This window comes from Calidithermus terrae (assembly GCF_003574345.1).
In the GTDB taxonomy this organism is placed as follows: Bacteria; Deinococcota; Deinococci; order Deinococcales; family Thermaceae; genus Calidithermus; species Calidithermus chliarophilus.
This window is the reverse complement of the sequence record NZ_QXDL01000408.1, coordinates 1-1,494: the sequence shown is the minus strand read 5'-3', so window position 1 is coordinate 1,494 and position 1,494 is coordinate 1. Positions and strand designations below refer to the sequence as shown.

The 1,494-nt window shown below is 70.3% G+C and carries 1 protein-coding gene; it reads left to right on the top strand.

The annotated features are described in order from the left end of the window. The coding region (locus Mterra_RS21190; protein ID WP_218023003.1) for an IS4 family transposase at window positions 1–1,487 on the top strand (1,487 nt) is incomplete at its 5' end. Window positions 1,488–1,494: the final 7 nt, after the last annotated feature.

The following is a 1,494-nucleotide window of genomic DNA, read 5'->3' as shown; positions in this document are numbered from 1 at the left end:
CTTGTCATTACCCACATCTCAACCCTGTATGGTTCGAGACGATGGAACTGCATCCCGAGGATCCGGTTCAATGGGCCAGCCTGCATTTCGCGGAGGCCGAGCTGGGCGACGCACGGCGGGTAAAACGGGCCGAGGGCATGGCCGCGGCCATGCTTCGGGCCCCGGGGGAGAGCCTACCCCGGCTGTTCGTGCACCCCCGTGAGGTCAAGGCCGCTTACCGCTTCCTGGACAACCCTCACGTCGACCCGGAGGGCCTGCAGGCCGGGCACCGTCAGCGGGTGAGGGAAGCCATGCAAGCCCCGGGCACCTATTTGCTGATCGAGGACAGCTCGGAGTTCTCCTACTCCGGGCGCCAGCCCGTCGGGGGGCTGGGCTTCATCGGCAACGCCCGTGAGGGGTTACAGGGTTTCGTGCTGCACAGCGTGCTGGCGGTGCGCTGGTGGGGGAAGACGGACACGGGGAAAAGGAAGCGTCCCGGGGTGGAGGTGCTGGGGGTGGCGGGGCAAAGCTACCGCGTGCGTCGGGAGAAGAGGGGCCGGGGTAAGGAGTCATCCACCCGGCGCAAGCACCGGCCTCGGGAGAGCGAGGGCTGGATCCACAGCGGGGACCGGCTGGGCAGCCCGCCTCCCGACCCCCGGGTGCGCTGGGTGCGGGTGGCGGACCGGGGGGCGGACCTCTACGAACTGCTGGCGCGGTGCCGGGAACTGGGCCAGGGCTTCGTCATCCGGGCGGCCCAGGACCGGGGATTGGTGGATCCGAGGGGTGGGAAGGGGGTGGGACGGCTGTTCCCCGCCCTGCGGGCAGAGGCTTCTCGGGGTAGCTTCGAGCTGGGGTTGCGGGGGCGTGGGAGCCGACCGGCCCGGGTGGCCCGGCTCCAGGTGAGCGCCCTGAGGGTGCACCTGGTAGCCCCCCAACGACCGGGTCACGCCCGTGGTGGCTTATCCCCGGTAGCCTGCACCGCGCTGCGGGTGTGGGAGGAGAGCCCTCCGGAGGGGGTGGGGGTGGAGCCGCTGGAGTGGGTGCTGCTGACGGATCAGGGGGTCGGCAGCTTCGCCCAGGCAGAGGAGGTGGTGCAGCAGTACGCCACCCGCTGGCTGATCGAGGAGTTCCACAAGGCCCTCAAGACGGGACTGGGGGCCGAGCGCCTACAACTGGAGCGCGCGGAGCGGATTTTCGCGGCGGTGGCCCTGATGAGCGTGGTGGCCACCCGGCTGCTGGCCCTGCGGGAGTGGGTGCGCCTCATCCCCGAGGCTCCGGCGGAGCACGGGGGGCTGGCGGCGCCGGAGCTGGAGGTTTTGCGCGGCTACACCCACCAGCCCCTGCGCACGGTGGGGGAGGTGGCCCTGGCCCTGGGGCGGCTGGGAGGCCACCAGGGCCGCAAGGGGGACGGGATGCCGGGCTGGCTCACCCTGTGGAGGGGGATGGCCAGACTGCAAACCCTAGTCGAAGGTGTGCGTCTGGCACGTAAAATCAAGACTTATGGGTAATGACAAG